We start from the raw sequence: 20,329 nt of genomic DNA, 5'->3' as shown, positions 1-20,329 counted from the left end.
ATGCCATCCAACCTATACTTAGTATAAACGAAAGCGTTTACAAAGTAAAGATATTGATGAAATATTCTGTCTATTTTTTTATATTAAACTTATCTATTTCGAATAATATCAAACATGATAGGTGACATTTTTAATGTCTAGAGATTAACTCACTCATTAATCTGTTTAAAGCAATGTGTAATATATCATGTTCTGTATACTCTTGTTCAAAGGCTAGACTTCTTTTTTCTTTTTTCTTCAACAACTTTTTAATTTCATCACATAAATAAATTTGAGAATCCAAAAGTTTTATTTCTTTTCTATCCTTTATTTGTTTAGACATGAAATCAACTCCTTTATGATTCTTTAAGGAACTATTCTATCTTAAAAAGTAAAAATCCTTCTTCTATTACATCGGAATAACGTAATAGGGTTTATCAGAAGGAACCACCTTAGATTAGAGAAAAATGGATCCTGTTTTTTGCTTTTCAGAATTGAATATGTTTTTATAATTTGAGCAACCTACTCAAGCTGCCATAAGATATCATTAGATAAAGTCGTGAAACAGAAAAACCTACCTTTTTAACTGAAAAGAGGTAGGTCTTTTCTGTTTTCACTCTGTATATCGCGTTCAATCTTAGTTACTATAATCATTTTTAAAGGAACCAATCAAGTAGAAGAACCCTTGGATCAGTTCTGTTCACTGTCCAGGGTTCTTTTTCCGGAATAAGCAGCTTTGCATCATACATTCTTGATATGCAAACGTTCCTCTGAGAAGCGAGTAGTGAGAGACATTACGCTTACAAGCAGCACGAGTGAAATGATATATTTAGAATATTATTATTATTATTATTATTGGTGAAAATGATTTAGGAGAGAAAACTATGGAACTCAAACAGTTAAAAATTTTTCAAGTTGCTGCTCGAGAACTAAACTTTACTCGAACAGCTGAAATCCTTCACTATGCTCAATCAAGTGTAACAGCTCAGGTTAAATCTCTTGAGGAAGAACTTGCTGTCCAACTTTTTGACCGGTTAGGGAAGCGAGTTATCTTAACTGACGCTGGAAAGCGCTTTAAGCTATATACGGACAAGGTGCTTGATTTAACCGAAGAGGCAAAGGAGACTGTAGGTGGGAATGAAGAGCCTAGTGGGACGTTAACAATATGTGCTTCAGAAACCCAATGCACCTATCGCTTACCAGCTTTGCTGAAACTATTTCAAGCTCGTTTTCCTAAAGTGAAACTGATTTTTCGACCTGGAATTTCTGAAAATGATTTTGAGGATTTACTTGCTCAAGGTCTCATAGATGCTGTTTTAATATCTATGACTCGCATTAACTCGGATAAGCTGATTGCCGAGCAGCTTGTCGCAGAACCTATTGTTATAGTAAGTCCGCCGAATCATCCTTTAGCCGATAAATCTGAAGTAAGACCCGCGGACCTGAATAGTCAGTCGCTGCTTTTTACTGAGAAATGCGATTATCGAAATATATTTGAAGCGTCACTTGTTGATGCAGCCGTTCAACCGTTATATGACCTTGAACTTGGTGATATAGAAGCCATCAAAAAATGTGTAATGGCTGGAATTGGAATAGCAGCATTACCTAAGCTAGCAGTGGAGAAGGAAATAGAGGAAGGGAGTATGAGTGTATTAAGATGGAAAGGTCCAGAGTTTCCAATCGTAACTCAGCTGGTCTGGCATAAAGACAAATGGGTATCTCCAGCTTTGAGTGCTTTTTTAGATGTAACTAGAGAAGTAATACTGGATCATTAAGGGGATTAGTATTTGAATCTATTTTTATTGAACACCAAGATTGGTTTACATAAATAAATTGATTACATATTATAGAGATTACTAATCGGTTTTTTAGATAGTAACAATCTAAATATTCATCTGTAATGATTGGGGCGGGGCTTGTATTATATATGATAAGAAGTTTGTTGGATATACATATAGTTTATTTATGTTCTCTACTACATTACTATTCTGTATGTGTATTGTCTAAACTACCATAAATATAAGTTACCCGCAGCCTAACAGTTGAATCTACTAATTGTAGAGGTAGAGAAGGTTAAAATTTAATTAAGATATGTATTTGATTTTAGATAATGGGAGGGGTATAAATGAAATCCTATAACTATTTTTGTTCTACTCAAATTGAGGTAGGGATGGGAAAAGCTAAAGAATTGCCAGAAATGCTAAAATCCCTAAATATTGGTTCATCCATTTTCATTGTGAGTGATCCAGGTGTGGTCCGTACAGGACTAGTTTCACCAATTATAACGGCCCTGGAGGCTTCTGGATATCGAGTATTGTTATTCGACTCCATTGAACAAAATCCTCGAGATAAGAATTGCTTGGAAGGTGCTAAATTATTTCGTGAATTTGGTGCAGATGCAGTTGTTGCCATTGGTGGTGGAAGTGCAATGGATACTGGAAAAGCTATTGCACTGTGCGGTCCAAACGGCGGGGAACCATCTGACTATGCAGACGGCCGACTCCTGTATTCAAACATTGCACCAGTTATTTGTATTCCAACTACTTCAGGTACGGGATCAGAAGTTACTCGTTCTGCTGTTATTACAGAAGCATCTACACACCGAAAGATGACACTCAAACATAGTTTGTTAAGACCTGTCTTGGCGATTCTTGATCCTGAACTAACATTCAGTCTTCCGCCTTCTGTTACTGCCGCTACTGGCATTGATGCACTCGTTCATGCGATTGAAGGTTATACATGTAAAGTAACAAATTCTATTTCACAAGCGCTCGGAGCTCAAGCAATGAGAACCATTGTTTCGGCATTGCCTATCGTTTTCCGCGATGGTAAAAATGAAGCGGCTCGTCAAGATATGCTGGAAGGAAGTCTCTTAGCAGGCCTTTGTTTTGGATCTGCAGATGTTGCCTCAGTACACTGCTTAGCAGAAGCGCTTGGAGGACTTTATGATACCCCGCATGGAGTTGCCAACGCAGTGTTTTTACCATATGTATTAAGGTTCAATTCTATGGAGAATAAGCAATTACATGCTACATTAGCAAGGTATATGAACTTTGCCAAGGATTCAGATTCAGATGAAATAGCTGTTGAAAAATTAATTCAAGGAATTATAGAATTAACAGAATCATTAAACATTCCTAAATTGAAAGATTTAGAGGGTGTAAAGAAAGAAGACTTTCCGAGCATTGTAAGGTTGGCCATGCAAAATAACTCAACATCAAGTAACGTCCGTTTAATTACCGAGGGCGATTACATGCAAATTCTTGAACAAGCTTACTTTAACCGTGTAGATCAAAATTGGGATTCTGAAGTAGAGAACTTAAATTAAAAGATAAAGATTAAATACTGGTCCCCAATCATCAGGCTGTGTCTAACGATTGGGGGCCAGTTTATAAATAGTATCTATTTATTTTTAATCAGAAGATACGTAATACCAGTTTTTGTGTACTTTTTATTGAAAATAAAAAGCCCTACTTTGACTGAGGACTTTTTTTAGGTTTATACTTTTTACTTATTTTCTAAAACATACTTTTTCCTCGTTTCCCTCATGCTCAAAACTACACCCAAAAGTACAATGATTCCACCAATAAATTGGTTTATGCCTACCACTTCATGAAGGAGTAGAACAGAAAATAACACACCAAAAATAGGAACAAGATTCATCAGCGTCATCGCAGAACTAGAAGATAATTTGCGTAATCCAAAATTATATAATAAAAAAGCGATAACCGAGCAGAAAACGCCTAGGTACAATAAGGTTAGAAATGAACGTATATCTGGTGTTTGCCAGCTTGACTTCTCTATAAAGGCTAATGGAATAAACGTAATAGCTCCCGCCAAAGTTTGATAAAAAGAGATAGTAATCATGGAATATTTTTTGACAACTTTACGAGTTGTGAAGTTATAGAGAGCAAAAATAAAACCTGCTACAATTAATATAATATTACCAATTAATTGCTTATCATCTGTCTGAGTTTCAGGACTATAGGATATTTGATATACACCTATCATCGCTACTCCAATTCCTAGGGCCTTTACCCATGATGTCTTTTTTCTAAAAAAAAGAAATTCCATCAAAACCGTTATAGCAGGATACGACGCTACAATAATAGCGGCATTAGATGCTGTTGTTAGTTCAACTCCTATGTTCTCCAGAGAAAAATAAAGGGTAGTGCCTAGTACACCACTCATAGACATTAACCCCATATCTTTGAATGAAGGCTTTGTTTTATCTTTCCTGATTAAGAGAATAAGTCCTAAAATAACAGCAGCTATAACAAAACGAGCCGCTCCTAATGTAAGGGGTGGAAAAGAGGTATAGGCTATTTTTGTTCCAACAAACGATGTACTCCATAAAAGGACGGCTATTACGGAAGCACTTATGTATAAACCATTTCCACTTCTAACCTTTCTTATTTTTAAGCTTTCTTGTTGTTTCGCTATCATTGTATCCATTATTACACCTCCAAGTAGGATTAAAAACTATATAGTAGCTACTTTTGTAGCAACTAGAATTAAATTATAATTTTTAACCCAAACTGTCAAGGGTACTAATGGTATACTTAGTTTAAAATTATTGACTTTATCCGGGTATTATCAAGGAGGACCAATCATGACACTAGATATAATAAAAATTTTGAAAGATGTAAATTTTACTGAATATGAGGCAAAAGCATATTTAGCTTTACTAGAAAAATCTCCTCTTTCAGGGTATGCTATTTCGTTAAATTCCGGAGTGCCAAGATCTAAAATTTATGAAGTATTAGGAGGACTAGTGGATCGAGGAGAAGTCATGATCAGTCATGAAAATCCCGCTCTATATACACCGTTACCTCCTAATGAATTAATCAACTTGAAAAAACGTAAAGCTGAATCCTCGTTTGAAGTAGCTGAAGAAGCTCTCGAAAATTATTCTTATGTATCTTTAAACAGAGAAAACATCTGGAACATTACAGGTTATGAGCCTATACTAAATCGTACAAAGGAAGCTATAAAAGAAGCTACAGGGCGTATTCTATTGGAAATATGGGCAGAAGATGCCCAGGAACTAAAAGAAGAATTACAAGCAGCAGCCAAAAGAGGCGTAGAAATTTTAATTGTATCCTATGGAGATTTAGTATTTGACTTTGCGCAGGTTCATCAGCATGATGCAAGCGAAGAAATAACCAATGAATATGGCGGACGATGGATTGTTCTAAGTGCTGATGATCGAGAAGTAGTTGCAGGTATATTATCACTTGGTAAGGATAGCCGTGCTGCCTGGACGATGCATCCGGGATTAGTTATGCCAATTACAGAAGTTATCATTCACGACTTGTATATCTATGAAATGATGAAAAAACATCGAGAGATCCTAGAGTCAAGCTTTGGACCGAACCTTATTGAACTTCGTAATCGATTTAAATTTAATTCATCAGGCTATAGCGTAGCAGCAAAATTAGGATTGATTAAATAGCCAGTATTAATGCATATATACCAATAATAAAGTTACTTATTATAGTCACTGTTATTGCTAGCTGTAACATGTTTTACGCAAACTAACTTCGTATAGGGGATGTCTTCATGGTTAATAAGGGCATTTATTTCCTGAGATCTTGAATATGACCATAATAACTTATGTTAGACGGTGAAATGAACTCTGTCTTGATATTATCAAATCAGAAACATAATTCTTAATAAAGTGGAAAATGATAGTAGTAATCTTATAAGGAGAATAGATGATGAGAGATCATGATGATCAAACGAACGAGGGATTAAATCAAATATTTGAAATCATCAATGCAAAAGGGGACATACGGGAATTAAATCAAATAGTAAAGAAATCCAAAAAGGAGCTCAATCAGGACAAAGACGATACTAAACCATAAAATTAAATAAGCTTAAGAAATCATTCTTAAAAGAACCGATTAAGTAAAAGAATTCTTGGAGCAGTAAGCTTTTTCCAAGGATTCTTTTTTAGATTATGAGGTTTTTATAGATCGTTGATATGACTAAATTCTTTGGATAGTTAAAAGAAAAGAGCATGTATAAAAAAGCCCGCATTCTATATTAAAAATCCACCTGTCCTGCAAACAATGGGTGGCATTTTAATAATTACTTTAACATCTTATAACTGATTTAAATAGATTGTCCGTAAACGTATAAGAAAGGGCAGCATTCTATTGAGGAAAGTGTCCTTAATGCAACATAACGTGTGTGAAAATTAATTGTATCATGATGTTTCTTTGAAAAAGTTGAAACGATAAATACAAAAAGACTTGCTCAAGGTAAAAAGCAAGTTAAAAGAAAGATAATCACGTGGTAATTCCATTATAATCCACAAATAGTGAGCGTATATTAAAATATAGTTACAATCAAATTAATTCATAAAAAAGATCAATTGATCTTTTTTAATTGGTGGCAATTACATAACGTAAACACTAGCAACCTGAAAGGAGTTAGCTAAAAAATTCTATTACTTCTTTCATAAGAATTATACCTTAAAATAAAAAGCACCCGTGGAGGCGAGCGTTTTTATAAACTTAACGTGTAAAGGAGAAGCAATTCGTCAGCAAAGGGAGGAGGCTTAGTAGTTACAGGACATGCTCGTTTTGTTGTAGTTATACGTATTTAAAGTAATTCAACAAACATCCATTATCAAAGTACTATTTCGTTAATTGATTATACATTTCCTCTAGCTCTGAAAAAGAGATATCTTTAGATGCATAACCTACAGCAGCATCCACAATTCTATCAAAACCTTCAGGTGAGATACTTTCTGCTTTGAGGTATCGCTCATACTGCTCTAGTTGCTCTTGCTGGTTTTCTAAATCCCTCTCTTTCCCTTCGTAATCAGGAGCTTTCATAGTTTCGATATTTTTCTTAACAACATCAACATACCGTCTTAATTCTTCCACGCTTATCATTCTCCTTACATTTTTGAAGTAATACATAGGTCAAAAATATGAAACGCTGGGAAGGTAAAGGGACACTTTCCCTTTATAAATATTGTGTTAACCTTTCAAAATTATACATCCGAAAACTAAAACACCCATAAAAGGGTGCTTTTTGAAAACCTTCTTTATTGAAAGGAGAGACCATTCACCCGCAACGGGAAGGACGGACTGCTTATAGTATGTGTTATTTTCTTAAATTTATATGTCAAATAGAAGAGGCGATTGAGCAAAAAACTATTAAACAAACTAACAGTATGAAGAAGCGTGCTCTTTCACATAGAAATTGATATGAGATGATGCGAGGTTTTATATGAAATACTTTCTTGTATTGAGCTTTTTAATTTAGCTGCAATCCATCACTTCTAGAGAGTAACCAGGGCAGGATTAGCTATTGGTTCTTTTTTGTAACATTAAATATTAAACAATGATAGGTTACTTTTATTCCGTTCTCATTACGATAATCATTTTCATATAGGTTGATTAATTCACGAAAAAAAGAAGGGCGTTGACAGTAGCTTTCCTCGTTACTGTTACTTGCTCCAATCTTTTTTATTGATGTAAAAAATGCCTGAACCGTTGGAAAATATTGAACCTCTAGTTTCTCCATTTTTGATAGTTTAAATGGATGCTCTCTCAATGGAACTAATGCTTGTTCACAAATTTGAGACAACTCTTCAAGAGAAAAAAATGATTGGCCAGGTGAACTGTTACTGAAAAGACCAAGCTTTTGTTTCGCATGACTGTAGCATGAATGAAGCTCTTGAAATGTACGATTTCCAAAGGTTGAAAATAGAAGGCTGCCTGTAGGCTTAAGTTGTTTATACAATTTTTTTATTGTCGTATGAAGACTATTAAACCACTGAAATGTTGCATTCGAAATGATAAGGTCATAATGTCTTTCTATACTTAGTTCCTCGATATCTCCACATATGAATGAAACTCGATCTTCCATTACTTTTTTCTTTGCTAACTCAATCATTCCTGATGACAAATCAACTGCTGTAATAGTAGCCCTAGGAAATTTTTTGCACAATAATTGTGTTAAATAACCCGTACCGCAGCCAATTTCAAGAATAGTTATTTCCTGGTTGAAGAAATTGGTAGAAAGCTGGTCTATTAACTGGTTTGCCATACTTTTTTGTACATCGGCATAAGCATCATAAGTTTTAGCATGATTATTGAACCTTTTCTTTAAGAGTTGCTTATTAATCATAAATGAGCTCCTTTTCGAGAAATTTTTCTATAAGTTGCGTACATTGCTGAGGCTTCGTAAAAAAAGGAATATGACCAGCTTTTTCTAGGATACACAGCTGCACTTTTCCACCAATCCTTTCAGCTATGAAAGAAGAAGACTCAGGTAAACATATTTGATCATCTCTTCCATGGATCAATAAACAAGGAGTTTGAATTTGATTGAGTTGCATTCTAACATCTTTTTGAAGTAAATAATCCAGCCCTGTAAGGAGGGAGTGCGTACTATCTCCTTGATAATCACGCTGAGCAACTTCAACAAACTGATGATGAAATTCTTCTTCTTTTTCAGATTTAGCGAACATAGCGTTATAAAATGCAGTAAGTGTTTTTTCTTTATTGCGCTGTAGCTGTTTTTTCATACGTTCAACGATACGTTGCTCCCATCCAAATGTATTATGCACGTCGTTTGTAAAGCGACTAGTTCCGCCAATTAATATGAGTCCTTCTATCTTGTTAGGGTATAAACTTGCAAGTTCAAGCGTTACAAGGGAACCTAATGACCAACCCATTAAATAAACAGTACCTTGAGTAGAAGTAAGCAATTGAATTGCACGTTCTCTAAAGTTACTTAGTTCTTTTACACCTCTCCAGTCTGTACACAAAACGTTACATATAGTAGACAATGATTTTATGATTGGATGAAACGCTGCTTTTTCCATTCCCCATCCGGGAAATATTATAATAGTGGATGGTTTCATTGAATCACACTCATTTCTTTTCCAATTAGAGAAATTCTCTTTATGGCCCAATCTAAATCTTCTCGAGTATGATCGGCTGTTACAGTAAAACGAATTCTTGCTTTATTTTCAGGAACAGTAGGGGGCCTAACTGCAATAGCAGCAATTCCTTCTTTCTGTAAACGCTCTGCAAACTGCATTGTTCTTTTGTTTTCTCCCGTCAAAATTGGAATGATTTGAGATTGACTTTTACATGTGTTAAATCCTTCGTATGTAAGTGCTTTTCTAAAAAATAGTGCATGTTGTTGAAGAAGTGCGCGACGCTCTGTGTCTTGTTGCACCTTTTCAATCGCAGCCGTTATTGCACCGAGTATAGCAGGGGGAAGAGCAGTTGAATAAATGAATCCTCGCATTCTATTTTTCAAATAATCTATGAGCCACTGTTTTCCAGTAACATAAGCTCCAAATGACCCTAGCGCTTTACTAAACGTTCCCATTTGAATATCAATTTTATCTTGCAGATCAAGAAAATGCGCATATCCTTCACCATTTTTTCCGTATACACCGCTTGCATGAGCTTCATCAACCATTAACAGTGCGTTATATTGCTCTTTTAATTTAACAAGATCCTCGAGCTTGGCAAAATCACCATCCATGCTGAAAACAGTATCTGTTACAATTAACTTCCGTGACTCCAAGGGAACTTTTTTTAATAAATTTTCTAGGTGGTTCATATCGTTATGGCGATAGCGCTGCAGTTTTGCACGGCTCAGTAGGGCGCCATCAATGATACTTGCATGATTTAACTTATCGCTGAAGATGAAGCCATTACGCGGAACCAAGGCTGAAATGATTCCTAGGTTTGCATTATAACCACTATTGATAATAAGTCCTGCCTCAGCTTTTTTCCAATTAACAAGTGCTTTTTCTGCTTTCTCATAAAGAGAGTGATTTCCTACTATTAAGCGTGAAGCTGTTGCTCCTATTCCATATGTCATCACAGCATCACTCATTGTTTTCTTCAGCCCCTTATCTCCTGCGTAGCCTAAATAGTTATTAGAGGCAAGGTTTAACATCTTATGTCCATTGACTGTAAGCCATGGTTGTTCAGCAAATTCTGTAGTAACAAGGTGCCGTTTTTGAAAAATTTCATCTAAATAGGCAAGTTCTCTTTTTATATCTTCTTCCCAATACAATGCACTTTCACCACCGAAAACAATATATGTTAACTTAATTTTATTTAAAGTTAACAATTATATCTAATCACGCCTTTAGAACAGTGTCAAGATAAAATAATTTAAAGAAGAGATACTAGAAGATTGTCTCCACATACCCTACTACAGTTCATTTTTTGAATCTCATGAGTACACATGCAGCCTTACTTCGGTACCTAAATAAAACGTAAAGAATCAATGCTTTTTTCAATAATCATTTGAAGGTGTTTTGAAAACAATGAGGAATACCTAATATTGGTCGTGGATTTTAGAATAAGGAGGAATCTCAAGTGAAGGGTCAAGAATTACAGTTTTATAACTACCATGTATGGGCAAATCAAAAGATTTTTAGTCACTTAAAAGGCTTGCCTCAGGATATTTACCACAAGGAGGTCAAGAATGTTTTTTCTTCAGTATCGGAGGTGTTAGGACATATTTATGCTACTGATACTATATGGTTAAGTGTCATGTCAGGTTATAGTTTTGATGAAATTATCAAATCAGGAAAACAACTAAGAGAGAATATAAAAGGCAAAAGCATCGAGGAAATGGAGATGATGTTTCTTAACTTATCTGAGCAATTTAAAGCATTTTTTGACCACCAAGATAACCTTAATCAACTCGTTTTCTGCGCACATCCTAATTTTGGCCAGCTAGAAACTAATCTATTTGAATTAATCCAACATGTAGTTAATCATGGAACATATCATCGTGGAAATATAACAGCTATGTTACGCCAAATGGGATATCCTGGAGTTATGACTGACTATGTTGCTTATTTATATGCAACGAAGGTAAGTAACAGTTAGATATCTTAAAGCGTTCTAAGTTAAAAACTCTCTAAAAATTAATCTTAATAATAAGTTAAGAGGATGATTTGATAACTGCAATTCATCTTACTTCAAAAGTTCTGTAAAGGGTCGCGTATTCTTATAGGAATGTTGAGAATGCGGGCTGAAGAAGAGTATTTGAGTAGAAATGAGAGAGGATTTTACATCATCTAAGTCCCAACATTTGTACTAAAAATCGTATAAAAAACGTAAAAGTCTGAGCATATTCGTACTTATTAATTAAGTTCTTTTCTTAAGAAGAAGCTGCCAAACAGGCAGCTAATAATACAACTCTAATTTTCTTTTAAGGTTTTGCGTTGCCAGGAGGCTTATTAGTTGGAAAAATTGCTTTTCCCACGTCTTCTGCTGCAATTACCGGATCTACCGTATTGCTATTTGGTTTGCCTTTCTGACTATTGCCTTTATCGCGTTTCTGACTCATTTTTAAATCTCCCTTCAAATTTAGTTACATTGTTAAGATGAGTTAATAGAGCGTAGCTTATTCAACCCATTGTCTTTTTTAATTATATTTATTTTATTGGTGTAAACAGGTGTCTAAGGTTCTAAAGAATCTCCTTTACCACAGTATTATTCCTTTTTTAATACCAATCTAGAACTTAAAAGTCCTTTTACCGGGACTTATCAGACAATAAGCTTCATTAGATAGTTGTTGGATAGGGCATTTGTTTTCTTAAACCGAATATATATTAGATGATTAAAACAAGTTAAGGTGGATTAGACATGGATAAAAGAGTCATTTTTGACTTTGAAGTCGATTTTACTAATGGCGGTGGAATACAAGGACAGGAATTTCGTCTTGATATTGATAGTGATGATATCTCTGATGAAGAATTGGCTAAATATATTGTAAAAGATATGAGACTACTAATGGTGGGTGAGGTAAGGATACTGAACAAGAGAATTATTAGTGAGAAACATAAACGAAAACCTGCTGATGAAGATAGTGAAAAATAAAAAACTTATATGTTTTTTTGTTTTAATCACATATGCATAGTAAAAAAAGAAGTTACCAAAAGGTGACTTCTTTTTTATTTAACCTTCTATCCTATCACTAACAGTAAGGAGCCGGTTCCTTTTAGCTTAGTTAAATTAATGGATTTATGGCTGGAAGATCAGCTTGGACATGCTGTTTTGTCTGAAAAACTGCTTGATCCGATTGAGATGATGGTATCTAAAAAAGCAGATTCATATATTGGAAAGTTTCAAACATTCATTGTGCAAAATCATTATTTATTTAATTAGTCTGCTATGTAAAAGTTGCCTCAATAGTCCAATCTCCAGCATATAAAAACCAGCACTTCTTACATCGCCAGTTATATCTTTCAGTTCTTTTTCTTTCATTACCAAAGATTTTGCTCTTACGTTCGCGCCATCCATATCTAACAACCAAATGATTCGTTCTTAATCAGTTTTTGATATTGACAGATTGATTATATTTTGTGAGACTTAATATACATAATGTTCATTAGTTTACATCATGTGCAGAATGTATGTTGTTGATACAGGGTAGTTTAATTTAAATAGTTAATCATCAGAAAAGGCCTAAATGGCTGCACCTATACAAGTCATAATCATATGCCTGAGACTCAATAAAAGTTATACAAGGAGACGAACAATGTCTAAAAAAGCAAAAGTAGATCCTAGGATAAAAAGAACAAATAAATACTTAAGAGACGCTTTAGTTGAACTTCTTAAAGAGAAAGACGTTACATCCATTACGATTCAAGAAATTACGGAAAAAGCAGAATTAACGCGGGGAACCTTTTATTTGCATTATCAAGATAAGCAAGACTTTCTCATGCAGAGTATGAATGAAGTTCTAGAAGAGCTAATAGAGAAAGTAAAACCAAAACAAAATAATGAGGATTCTTCAGAAGTAGAAGGAAAAAATGAATCCGTTTCTTTCTTAAAGCTTTTCGAATTCATCTATGACCATGCCGATTATTTTAAAGTCATGCTAAGTGATCGAGGATTACCTCAATTTAGAAGTCATATGACGGAAATTGTAAAGAAAAGAGTGTATGGAGAGCTAATCTCTTCGATTGGAGAAGCAGAGGATGGACTTGATATCCCTAAAGATATCCTGATTAGCTATATCACATCAGCTCATATAGGTGTCATTTGTTCTTGGTTAGAAAGTGATATGAAATTTAGCCCTGCATTTATGGCTGAAAAATTAACCAGTCTAACACTTTTAGGGCCAATTCGAGTGGCAGGTTTAGAAAATAAAATAAAGCTTCCTTACTGAAGCTTTATTTTTTAGTTTGTTCAAATGCGGATAAATATCTTTCTTCTTTACCATAGCTACTGTGATGGTTTGAAGAAACATGAATGCCGCATTTTTAGTTTTTTACAATCAAGAAAGGCAGAAAGGAATTGTAGTATGAAAATAGAAAAACACTGGGGGATTGCTTTACTTGCAGTTTTAGCTATTGGTCCTGGTTTAATGTTAAACACTTCATTAAATTCTATACGTGAAATTCTCCAACAAACGTTTAACGATCAATCTTATATTTCGATAACACCGGTTTTACTAGGGGTTATAAGCTTTGCATTTTGTATTCCGTTTGGACCTATCCTTCGACATAAGATAGGGGAGAGAAGGACTTATGTTCTTTCGATGTGTTTGTTTCTTATAGGAGCTATCGTAAGTATAGCTTCTAACAGCTTCTTAGGAATGGGTATTGGTCGTTTTTGTCAAGGAACAGGAACAGGTTTAGCACTTATGATGATGATTCCAATGCTGGTTCTTTCTTTTCCGATTCAGAAACGGAACTTGGCATTACTGATTCTTATCGGCGGATTTTATGGATCTAGCGTTGTCGGTATTTTTCTGGGAATGTTAGTGAACAGCTACGGCCATTGGAGAGGGTTATTTTATATAGCGGCCGTACTTTCCTTAATGGGAATATGCTTCAGCTACAAATTTTTAACAAATGATCACGCCAAGCAACAGCACAAACATCATGAACCATTTGACATCATCGGTGTAGCGTTAATGTTTATGGTTACCGCATTTATTACGTTTACATTACTTAATCTCCAAAAATCAGGATGGACATCTACTTATGTATGGATAGGCATAGTAGGAAGCGTCATTTTTTTATGCTTTTTATTTATAGCAGAATGGCATATTAAAAATCCGTTAATTCCCTTTAGATTAGTGGCTTCTCGAAAACCAGCTCTCGCTATCTTAATTGCTGTTATAGGCAATATTAGTATGAGTTTAACTCTTTTATCTCTACAAGGATTGCTTAAAAGCGGATCTAGTTTTGATAAAGGAGACATTTCACTGATCTATATCGGGCTTTTTGCGGGAATAGTGATTGCGGCCATATTAAGTGCCGTATTATATGATAAAGTTGGACCGGGCGTATTAGGTATTATAGGAGCCGTCATTATTATGGGAGTGAACATACAGTGGATGTATTTAGACGGTCATGCTTCTGCATTCCTCTTTGTTAGCAGCTTTGCCGCTTTAATCGCAGGAGTAGGGTTCACAGTTGCTGCAGGTCTTATGGGTGCTGCTTTAGGCGGACCACTACCAAGCTTAGTCCCTCGAATGGTCACGGTTCAATTTATAAGAGTTACAGTATCTGCAGTCATCCCTGTAATCAGTGGTATCGTCTTTGCAAAGGTGTATAAAGATAACCTTATGACGGTAAGTGCAGAGGGCCAGGTTGCTAGTAAAGAAAATTTCACGCAATCTCTACATGTAAAATCTGAAATCATTACTTATCATACATTTTCTACGTTTTCGTGTGTATTGAGCATTGTGGTATTAATTCTTTCATTTTTGATGTTCCTAACAGGTAAAGGCCACAAGCTGGCTCATAAGCCTCATGACAAAGAAAAAAATAAAGAAAAGCTGAGTATCGAAGAGGTTCACCTTAAAAAAGATACTCCCGTTTTTGAGCGTTCGCCTAAAGAGGCTGTTTCGAATCAAGTCATTGGTGACAGCGAGTATAGAGAAGCTTTAAAAAAATTTGGTCAGCCTAAACCTTCTCCTGATAAAATGCTGCATATGAGAGATCAAGAATATAGAAAAGCTCTTAAAAGGATGAAGGATATAGGACAATAAGTTAAACTGAAGAAATTTGAATAAAGAACAGAAAGAGCAAACTCACGTGTAAGGGAGTTTGCTCTTTTAGTTTCTACACGTACTCTTTACAGATATGTTTTATGTAAATTAATAACTAATACAAAAATACAGAGGAGAACCTAGATGAATTCCTTCATTTATTAAAATGAAGAGACTGAATTTTAATAATTCTGTTCAGAACTACCAATTATCCACATGAATTTTTAACTATAATATTCTTCTGTTTAGAAGAATATCTTTTTAGTTAGATAAATTTAGTATGTGAATTCGAGCTGGAGAAAAATTTTAGTGACCAGAATGGGGAAAAAGAGACTACCCTATAAGATAGTGTATGGATATAAAAGGACATTACTTTTGTAGATAACGTCCTTTTACATAGCTAATTATTCTTTTTCAACTACCGTAAAGTATTGGACGTTCCTTTTAACAATGACCAAATCATTTGCTAGATCCAATATTTTACTTTTATCTTCAAATCTATACTGGATGTAGTTCTTTGCACGAATAAGTGATTTAGCTTCAACTAAATGACTTATTTCACCATTAATTAGATGAAACGTTACTTCATACTTTTTCATAAGAAAACACCTCCATAGTATCAATTTTTACTATTACTTAATTTCTGATACTATTTCTTTTGACGGATGATTAAAAAGTTAGTTGTGTTCTATTAGGGCAAACAGAACAAAAAGCATATAACAGAAACAAATTTTAATTGTCACAGGGCACTAAGTTAGGTACATAGCTGTTGTTATTTAGTATATTTTAGATAGAAACAGTACTTATAGCTGTGTTACAATATTCCTGTTATGTAGAGTAAAATTCATTTTATAGTTCTATTTCCTTTTAACTTACTTATTAAAAAGTCCATATTAGGAATGGAAATGAGTTTACATAGGAAGGTTTCTAAAACTGATTTAGAAATGAAATGGAGAGGGATCTGTGGAAAGAAACGAATTTAGAAGACAAAAAGCACTTCGATCAAAAGAGAAGAGAAAGAAAAAGCTTAGTCAACATAATGCCTTAAACCTATCACTAATCTTTATATCAATATGCATTGTTTGTCTGCTAATCAACTTATCATTGAGATAGAAAAACGTTCACTAAAAAGAGTATGTAAAAGAGAGGAAGACAATTTAATATGAGTAATCAACAAACAGTGGCCGAAAGCTCTAACATCAAAGTGCTGCCGATTATTACGTCGTTTCTTATTGCTGGATTTATTGGTTTATTTAGTGAAACGGCTTTAAATATGGCGTTAAAGGAGCTAATTTCTGGCTTTGGTATTCACGAAACAACCGCACAGTGGCTGACAACAGGGTATCTGTTAACATTAGGAATCCTAGTACCTATTTCAGGTTTTATTCTTCAGCGTTTTACAACCAGACAGCTTTTTATAGCATCTCTAATCTGCTCCATCATTGGAACATTTATTGCCGCTATTGCACCAACATTTGGGGTACTCATGATTGCCCGTGTCGTGCAAGCCGTTGGAACTGCTTTACTTTTACCGCTTATGTTTAACACGATTCTTGTTATTATCCCGCCGCATAAACGTGGAAAGTCAATGGGGATTATCGGCCTTGTTATTATGTTTGCGCCAGCTGTTGGACCAACCGTATCAGGCTTAATCTTAAAAACATTAACGTGGCACTGGATTTTCTGGATTTCACTTCCGCTGTTATTTGTTGCCTTAGTGTTTGGAGCTTTCTTTATGCAGAACGTTACCACACCAACGAAGCCAAAAATCGATATAATTTCTGTTGTTCTTTCAACAGTAGGTTTTGGAGGAATTGTGTTTGGATTTAGCAGCGCTGGAGAAGGCGGAGGCTGGGGAAGTCTACAGGTTGTTCTAACTCTTGTGATTGGAACCATTGCATTAGTGGCATTCTCTATTCGTCAAACGAAGATGAAAGAGCCAATGCTAGACCTTAAAGCCTTTAAGTATCCCATGTTTACAATCGGTCTTCTGTTAATTCTAGTCTGCATGATGGTACTGCTGTCTGCGATGATGATTTTACCTTTATACTTACAAACATCATTAGCTTTATCAACCTTTGCCGCTGGTCTAATGCTTCTTCCTGGAGGAGTGATTAACGGAATTCTTTCACCGGTTATGGGCGGATTATTTGACCGCTTTGGTCCCAAATGGTTAGTTATCCCTGGTCTTGTGATTGTAGCCGGCACCATGTATGGTTTTTCAACCGTAACGCTGGAAACGTCAACAGGGTTTATCGTTGCTCTGCACATTGCGCTTATGATAGCCATTTCGATGATTATGATGCCGGCTCAAACAAACGGATTAAACCAGCTTCCACCTGAGCTGTACCCGCATGGAACAGCGATTATGAACACTTTACAGCAGGTTTCAGGCGCAATTGGAACAGCTGTTGGAATCTCCATTCTTTCATCAGGTTCAAGAAGCTTCCTTGAGACGGTATCAGATAAAATGGATCCATTAAATCAAGTTCTTGCCTTTACCAATGGTGTTCAGCATGCGTTCATCTTTGCGATTATTGTTTCAATTGTTGGATTGGTTATCTCGTTCTTTATCAAGAGAGTTAATGTTGAACAAAAAGCACATTAATAAAAAACACAGACCATTGGATGGTCTGTGTTTTTTTGTAATAGGCGGACACTATAAGAAGAACTAGATAAAGTACATTGAGGTGAGTTCACTTATGATATCAAAAAACACTTAGGATTTACTATCTATAATAGCGATTCCGTGGTTATCGTTGTTTTTTATAGGAAAACACAGCATAAGACGTTATGCGTTAGCAGAGATTTTTATTATTATCTTTGAAATTATTAATCATTTGTATGGGCATCAGAGGAAGTGGTGGAGATTTTATGATAAAAAAGATTCGTTTATAAAAGATGAACTTCCTTTTAGTATTGGGCCTTATATGCCTGCCTCTTTCAATGTGGCTGCTTAAATCTTCGTATGGAAACTTTAAGAAGTTTTTACTACTGAATATTGTAGTTGATGGAATCTTTGCTTTTTTCTTCATTGATGTTCTTAAAAGGTTGAAAATTGTAAGTCTAAACCGGTTAAATCATTTTCAATTTTTTATCTACCTTCACTACAAAGCATATTTGTTATATGGAGTGCAGTATTTATTTGAAAAGGCAAAAAAATGGAGTTGATTTAAAAACTTAAGTAGAACTATGTAAGCACCTTTTAAAGTTTTACAGATATAGACACCAATCTTATTATTCAAGCAATTGAAAATGAATTAGGTAGCCAAATTGTTGAGATCAAATTGACAAACGGAGATACTGTATCAGTCATGACTGATTAGTAATTGGCTTATGTTGTATTTCAATCTTTAATGTAATTAAAGTTAAATATATAGAAGAGAGAGCTGTTTTCAGGAATCAGCCCTCCTTTTTTATGTTTCTATAAATCATTCATATAGATAGTATTCCAAATAATACAGCCACAATCGTCATAACTAACGCTGTTCCAATGGCATACTTGGCAGCAAAGCGAATATGGTCACCTATATCAATACCTAGGAGTCCCACTAAGACATAAATAGAACCTTGAAGCGGACTTAATAGATGCAAGGGTTGTCCCAGTAGAGAAGCTTGGCCAATTTCTAGTGGAGGGATACCAAAGTGCGCAGCCGTTTCAGACATAATAGGAATAATCCCGAAATAGAAGGGAGCATTTGCCATGAAAAAAGTAAATGGCATACTTATAAGCGCAACAATTACTGTTAATTTTGGTCCAAGAGCATCAGGAATAACTGCTATTAAAGTATCCGCCATAGCTTTAACAATACCTGTTCCATCTATAATTCCAGTAAATATACCTGCAGCAAATATCATGGAAACCACCGTTAATATATTTCCTGCATGAGCATGTAAGCGCTCTTTTTGATCTTGTAAATTTGGGTAATTAACAATCATCACGATAGCAAAACCAATCATAAACAAAGCTGGTAACGGCAAGAACCCTAGAACTAGAGCAGTTAGAAGTAAAAGTGTTAGGATTAAGTTGAACCAGAATAATTTTGGGCGCTTTATTGATGCATCCATTCCTACATCAAGAGCTGCAGCAATTTCATCGTTGAATTCTGTATCTATATTGATAACTCCTAGTCTTTTACGTTCACGTCGTCCAAGAAAATAAGAAACCCCTAAAACCCAAATCGTGCCTGCAATCATAGAAGGAATAAGTGGTAACAGTAAGTCCGTTACATCTGCTTTTACCGCCGCCGTAGCTTGTACAGCAGGACCACCCCACGGAGTCAAATTCATGATACCCATTGCTAGGGCAGGAATACAGGCTAAAATAAGTTTATTCATACCTAATCGATTGTATAGTGGGAGAAATGCAGTTACTACAATTAGATATGTAATGGTACCGTCACCATCTAGAGCAACTATCAGAGAAAGTACTGCAGTACCCATCACGATTTTTAAAGGATCGCCGCCAACCATCTTTATAATTCTTGCGACCAGAGGATCAAATAATCCTGTATCAATCAGCACGCCAAAATATAGAATGGCAAAGATAATCATAATTGCTGTCGGAGCAATGGTTTCAAGACCCTTCATCATCATTGGTCCTAAATCAGTGAATCCGCCCAATAAAGCAAAAACAATAGGAACCACCGTTAATGCACTAAAGGCAGACAAACGCTTACTCATAATTAAATACATAAATACTACAATCATCGAAAAACCTAAAAATGTTAACATATTATACCCCCTCTAGAACTTTCTTTCATTTTCCCTCTTGTTTATCTTTAATGTCATACTTTTTAAATTCTCATGAAACTATCTAACTATCATTCTTTATTATAAAGCTGCTTTTCACAATCATTTATGAGTAAAAATAATTAGGTACCTTTTACAATTTATTGCTTTAAAAAATATTCCTAGAATGAATGTAAGGGTTTACAAAAAAGCTAACGTGAATTCCCCCTTAAGCCTACTGGATATATAGAATCATTAACAAATTATTTTCTATTCTCGTGTTCCTTAACCAATCACTCCTTTACTAAAATCTTTTGTTGATGATTGCTTAGAACCAAAGGTAGTGCTCTCATCATTTGCGTGTTAACAAGCAAAATACAAGTGTTAGAGTTAATAAACTTATAGTCACTTTGTAATATCTTAGTAGGGGAGCAGTCAGATATCTCCGGATGATATCTAAAAATGATTTTACAGAACTAACTATATTCATTATTACAACCCATCGTTTGAAGTAATAATTATTACTTTTTATTTAATTGTTGTAATAATTGTGACTATTTAAAAGTATACTATCATGGCTTCTAATGAAAAGTAAATGTTTTTTTAT

The 20,329-nt window shown here is 34.9% G+C and carries 19 protein-coding genes and 1 pseudogene; 11 read left to right on the top strand and 9 right to left on the bottom strand.

The window, feature by feature from the left end; translation table 11 throughout:
* Window positions 1–130: 130 nt before the first annotated feature.
* Window positions 131–322, bottom strand: coding sequence for a hypothetical protein (locus MKY06_RS18975; RefSeq protein WP_013058411.1), 192 nt, complete (start codon window positions 320–322; stop codon window positions 131–133).
* Between the two features lie 541 nt (window positions 323–863).
* Between MKY06_RS18975 and MKY06_RS18970 the strand changes: the two genes are divergently transcribed.
* The gene (locus tag MKY06_RS18970; RefSeq protein ID WP_064471991.1) at window positions 864–1,754 is read left to right on the top strand and encodes a LysR family transcriptional regulator; all 891 of its coding nucleotides are present in this window, start codon (window positions 864–866) and stop codon (window positions 1,752–1,754) included.
* A gap of 350 nt (window positions 1,755–2,104) precedes the next feature.
* On the top strand, window positions 2,105–3,307 hold the full coding sequence (locus tag MKY06_RS18965; RefSeq protein WP_098602533.1) for an iron-containing alcohol dehydrogenase: 1,203 nt from the start codon (window positions 2,105–2,107) through the stop codon (window positions 3,305–3,307).
* Window positions 3,308–3,486: 179 nt separating this feature from the next.
* On the opposite strand, the gene MKY06_RS18960 is transcribed toward MKY06_RS18965, so the two are convergent.
* On the bottom strand, window positions 3,487–4,434 hold the full coding sequence (locus MKY06_RS18960) for a DMT family transporter (RefSeq protein WP_013058408.1): 948 nt from the start codon (window positions 4,432–4,434) through the stop codon (window positions 3,487–3,489).
* A gap of 157 nt (window positions 4,435–4,591) precedes the next feature.
* On the opposite strand from MKY06_RS18960, the gene MKY06_RS18955 reads away from it, so the two are divergent.
* A complete protein-coding gene (locus MKY06_RS18955; protein ID WP_013084386.1) occupies window positions 4,592–5,434 on the top strand; it encodes a TrmB family transcriptional regulator in 843 nt (280 codons plus the stop codon).
* 265 nt (window positions 5,435–5,699) lie between these two features.
* Window positions 5,700–5,846: a hypothetical protein gene (locus MKY06_RS18950; RefSeq protein ID WP_162257212.1), complete on the top strand. Its 147-nt coding sequence runs from the start codon at window positions 5,700–5,702 to the stop codon at window positions 5,844–5,846.
* 777 nt (window positions 5,847–6,623) lie between these two features.
* Here MKY06_RS18950 and MKY06_RS18945 read toward each other — a convergent pair.
* The 4 genes from MKY06_RS18945 to bioF all read right to left on the bottom strand — a co-directional run bounded on the left by MKY06_RS18945 (window position 6,624) and on the right by bioF (window position 10,041).
* A complete protein-coding gene (locus MKY06_RS18945; RefSeq protein WP_155660631.1) occupies window positions 6,624–6,884 on the bottom strand; it encodes a YnfE family protein in 261 nt (86 codons plus the stop codon).
* A gap of 418 nt (window positions 6,885–7,302) precedes the next feature.
* Window positions 7,303–8,127 carry a malonyl-ACP O-methyltransferase BioC gene (gene bioC, locus MKY06_RS18940; protein WP_057273768.1) on the bottom strand — a complete coding sequence of 275 codons (825 nt, stop codon included), beginning with the start codon at window positions 8,125–8,127 and terminating at the stop codon, window positions 7,303–7,305.
* The gene (locus MKY06_RS18935) at window positions 8,120–8,866 is read right to left on the bottom strand and encodes an alpha/beta fold hydrolase (RefSeq protein WP_098526416.1); all 747 of its coding nucleotides are present in this window, start codon (window positions 8,864–8,866) and stop codon (window positions 8,120–8,122) included. Before MKY06_RS18935 ends, bioC begins: the two co-directional genes overlap by 8 nt.
* Window positions 8,863–10,041, bottom strand: a complete 1,179-nt coding sequence (bioF, locus tag MKY06_RS18930; protein WP_098757696.1) for an 8-amino-7-oxononanoate synthase — start codon at window positions 10,039–10,041, stop codon at window positions 8,863–8,865. Before bioF ends, MKY06_RS18935 begins: the two co-directional genes overlap by 4 nt.
* 308 nt (window positions 10,042–10,349) lie before the next feature.
* On the opposite strand from bioF, the gene MKY06_RS18925 reads away from it, so the two are divergent.
* Window positions 10,350–10,868 carry a DinB family protein gene (locus MKY06_RS18925; RefSeq protein ID WP_057234342.1) on the top strand — a complete coding sequence of 173 codons (519 nt, stop codon included), beginning with the start codon at window positions 10,350–10,352 and terminating at the stop codon, window positions 10,866–10,868.
* A gap of 325 nt (window positions 10,869–11,193) precedes the next feature.
* Here the strand turns inward: MKY06_RS18925 and MKY06_RS18920 are convergent, their stop codons facing one another.
* Entirely contained in the window at window positions 11,194–11,331 is a 138-nt protein-coding gene (locus MKY06_RS18920) for a hypothetical protein (protein ID WP_013058400.1), read from the bottom strand.
* A 299-nt stretch (window positions 11,332–11,630) separates the two neighbouring features.
* Between MKY06_RS18920 and MKY06_RS18915 the strand changes: the two genes are divergently transcribed.
* The 4 genes from MKY06_RS18915 to MKY06_RS18900 all read left to right on the top strand — a co-directional run bounded on the left by MKY06_RS18915 (window position 11,631) and on the right by MKY06_RS18900 (window position 14,991).
* Entirely contained in the window at window positions 11,631–11,864 is a 234-nt protein-coding gene (locus tag MKY06_RS18915) for a hypothetical protein (RefSeq protein WP_057273765.1), read from the top strand.
* Between the two features lie 138 nt (window positions 11,865–12,002).
* A complete protein-coding gene (locus tag MKY06_RS18910; protein ID WP_176525691.1) occupies window positions 12,003–12,152 on the top strand; it encodes a hypothetical protein in 150 nt (49 codons plus the stop codon).
* A 373-nt stretch (window positions 12,153–12,525) separates the two neighbouring features.
* Window positions 12,526–13,158, top strand: a complete 633-nt coding sequence (locus tag MKY06_RS18905; protein WP_098399923.1) for a TetR/AcrR family transcriptional regulator — start codon at window positions 12,526–12,528, stop codon at window positions 13,156–13,158.
* A gap of 135 nt (window positions 13,159–13,293) precedes the next feature.
* The gene (locus MKY06_RS18900; RefSeq protein WP_098526415.1) at window positions 13,294–14,991 is read left to right on the top strand and encodes an MFS transporter; all 1,698 of its coding nucleotides are present in this window, start codon (window positions 13,294–13,296) and stop codon (window positions 14,989–14,991) included.
* Between the two features lie 404 nt (window positions 14,992–15,395).
* Here the strand turns inward: MKY06_RS18900 and MKY06_RS18895 are convergent, their stop codons facing one another.
* On the bottom strand, window positions 15,396–15,590 hold the full coding sequence (locus MKY06_RS18895; RefSeq protein WP_013058394.1) for a hypothetical protein: 195 nt from the start codon (window positions 15,588–15,590) through the stop codon (window positions 15,396–15,398).
* A gap of 563 nt (window positions 15,591–16,153) precedes the next feature.
* Between MKY06_RS18895 and MKY06_RS18890 the strand changes: the two genes are divergently transcribed.
* Together MKY06_RS18890 and MKY06_RS18885 are read left to right on the top strand one after the other, a co-directional pair.
* A complete protein-coding gene (locus tag MKY06_RS18890; RefSeq protein ID WP_029323493.1) occupies window positions 16,154–17,599 on the top strand; it encodes a DHA2 family efflux MFS transporter permease subunit in 1,446 nt (481 codons plus the stop codon).
* A gap of 99 nt (window positions 17,600–17,698) precedes the next feature.
* Window positions 17,699–18,162: pseudogene (locus MKY06_RS18885) on the top strand (hypothetical protein).
* 264 nt (window positions 18,163–18,426) lie between these two features.
* Here the strand turns inward: MKY06_RS18885 and MKY06_RS18880 are convergent.
* Window positions 18,427–19,725: a CitMHS family transporter gene (locus MKY06_RS18880; RefSeq protein ID WP_053487609.1), complete on the bottom strand. Its 1,299-nt coding sequence runs from the start codon at window positions 19,723–19,725 to the stop codon at window positions 18,427–18,429.
* Window positions 19,726–20,329 lie beyond the last annotated feature (604 nt).

Origin of the sequence: Priestia sp. FSL P4-0332, from assembly GCF_038005845.1 — a bacterium.
In the GTDB taxonomy this organism is placed as follows: Bacteria; Bacillota; Bacilli; order Bacillales; family Bacillaceae_H; genus Priestia.
The sequence above is the reverse complement of the archived record's forward strand: the minus strand, read 5'-3'. Positions and strand labels throughout refer to the sequence as shown.